Here is a 2,386-nt window from a genome sequence, read left to right as displayed (position 1 = left end):
GCGGGAACGGCGGACGGTCAGTTCACAAGCACCGGTTATGTCCCGCCATTGCAGGGCGCACAGTTCCCCACGCCGCAATCCGGTCGTAATTGCCAGCGTGTAATACGCGCGATACAGAATCGGTTCGTTCTGAATCGCCCGCATTAGTTTACTCATTTCATACTTCTGCGGAATATGCTGCACCTCCTTTTCAAAATGCTTCTTCCGAACGCGGTGCGCCGGATTAAACGGAATAATGTCATTTTTCTTGGCATCCTCCAGTATCGAGGAAACCGTTTCCAAATATTTCTGCACAGTAGTTTCCTTGATGCAGTTTCCACCACGTCCGGGGCGCTTGCGCAATTCCTCGCACATTTCCTCTAAAGTCATGGGGAGCAGCTTTGCAAGCGGAATACCGCCAATCAGCGGGTAAACAATACCCAGATTTCGTTTGTACCCTGCGTAGGTGGTAGCCTTAAAGAACGGTTCCTGCCGCTTGAGCCAGTTTTCCGCGTACTGTTCAAAATGGGTCTGGTCACTTTCTTCAACGCCATACTTGAACTTTTTCTCGATGCGTTCCGCTTCAGCCATGACATACTGCTGAATGCCGCGCTTGGGAACTTCCGGCGGTACGGTAATCGTCTGGGCTTTCATCCGTTTTTGTCCGTTGACCTTATAGCCGTTGCAGACGGTGATTTTGAATTTTCGTTCGGATTTTTTCTTGATGTAAGCCATTGTACCTCCTTATCAGCGCTGCCGAGAACGGTTTCGGCAGCGGTTCCTATAGTTTGTATTTTGATTTCGGTTTTCTTGGTCTATACGGTTGGATTCGCGTGTGCGTTGAATACGCTTGATTGCTCCCTCTGCAATCTTGTGCTCTTTACGCAGTTTGGCGATTTGGCAAGTCAGAATCATGCGCTGGTCAGCCAGTTCCGACGGTGCTTCCTTTCGGCGCATCTGCTTAACGATTTCAGCCCGCTGTGCGGCAAGGGCATCTATCTGCCGGGACAAGCCCTTGCGATAGTCCGCGATAGCCTGTAAAGACGGGAACTTGTGGTCGTGAACAAAGGCGTGTTCTGCAAGAATTTTCTCGGTGTCTTTCCAGATGCGCTCCAGTTCCGGGCGGTTGATGCAGAGATGCTGTTTCTTGGGCAGGATGCCTAACTGATAACAGTAGTACAGATACAAGCGGTGCATCTGGGATTCTCCGAAGAATACCTCGAAGAAAATTTGGAGGATGCTTTTTCCTGCATAGGTATCCTTGGGGCGATATCGTTTCGGCGTATACTGCTGGGGTGGGTGTTTCAACTCATACAGCCTTGGTCCGTACAACAGGTAATTTCCGCGCAGTCGGTCATCTATGGCAGGTAAATCGTATTCTTCCCCCAGCCTATAAAGCCGCACGGCTCGTCCGCCATCCCGCGCCCGGATGGTTGCGTACCTACGGTTCGGGTCACTGCCGAAAATATACCCTTGCCGATACAGCGCCCTGTGAAAGTCCTCGGCCGTGCTGGCATCTTCACAGGCTTGGTCGATGGCTTCGCGCATCCGGGCGTACCGTGCCGGCTCCTTTGCCTTGGGCTGCTCCAGCACCGACAAGCCGTACTCCCGGCACAGCTTGTCTGAAGTTTCTCTAAATTCCGCATATTGGCTGCGGCGTTGCTCGTATTTCTTCCCGTCCACATAAGACACAGAATTGATAACAAAGTGGTTGTGCAGATTGTCCGTGTTCATGTGTGTGGCGACCAGCACCTGAAATCGCTTGCCCCAGACCTTGCGGGCCAGTGCCACGCCGATCTCGTGGCACTGCTCCGGAGTAACCTCCCCTTCGCGGAAGCTTTGGTAGGCATGGAGTGCCACCACGCCGTCTGTTTTACCAAAGCGTTCCTGTACGGCTCGCATATCTTCCCACGCATGGTCTGCCCTGCAATGGATGCCGGTGACAAGCTGGGCGCTCTCGTTCAGCTTGGTCTTGGCATCGTTCTCTGCGTAGTGCAGTGTCTTGGCAAGGGCATCGTATTCGGTTTTATCCGGGTTGGCCGCGTAGTCAAGGACACGCTGTAGGCTGTCCTTGATGGTCCAAATCTTAGTTACCGCCAATGAGCAGGTCTCTCAAGCGGTCAGTCTGGGCGTTGATGGCCGCGCCATCTCGCACAGAACAGCTTTCTGCCATTTCATCCAATTTATCCAACACATCAAATACCTCCTTGGGCGGATGCCCGCCCGGTTCATATCCCAGCGCCCGCTGGCGTAAGTATTCCGAGAGAGACAGCCCGCACCGTTTAGCCATCAGCGTCATTTTTCGTTTCTCGGTGACGCTGACGCGGACATTGATTCCAACGCTGCGCTTTCTCATGCGCCAGCAGCCTCACAGGGGTTCGGGGCTGTCCCCGTAGGCTTTTCGGCG

At 53.4% G+C, this 2,386-nt stretch carries 3 protein-coding genes; all 3 read right to left on the bottom strand.

Annotation, left to right across the window (positions count from 1 at the left end; all coding sequences use genetic code 11):
* Positions 1-714: site-specific integrase (locus tag B5D32_RS14470; RefSeq protein ID WP_143402812.1), on the bottom strand; the 714-nt coding region annotated here is incomplete at its 3' end.
* A gap of 12 nt (positions 715-726) precedes the next feature.
* Entirely contained in the window at positions 727-2,079 is a 1,353-nt protein-coding gene (locus tag B5D32_RS14465) for a relaxase/mobilization nuclease domain-containing protein (RefSeq protein WP_078785656.1), read from the bottom strand.
* Positions 2,066-2,335, bottom strand: a complete 270-nt coding sequence (locus B5D32_RS14460) for a plasmid mobilization protein (protein WP_078785655.1) — start codon at positions 2,333-2,335, stop codon at positions 2,066-2,068. The genes B5D32_RS14465 and B5D32_RS14460 overlap by 14 nt, the downstream gene beginning before the upstream one ends.
* Between the last annotated feature and the right edge of the window lie 51 nt (positions 2,336-2,386).

Source organism: Gemmiger formicilis, assembly GCF_900167555.1.
Classification (GTDB): Bacteria; Bacillota; Clostridia; order Oscillospirales; family Ruminococcaceae; genus Gemmiger; species Gemmiger formicilis.
This window is presented reverse-complemented; position numbering and strand designations above follow the sequence as displayed.

Coding starts and splice junctions, on each gene's coding strand:
- B5D32_RS14460 (WP_078785655.1), bottom strand. CDS start 2,335: ATGAGAAAGCGCAGCGTTGGAATCAATGTCCGCGTCAGCGTCACCGAG.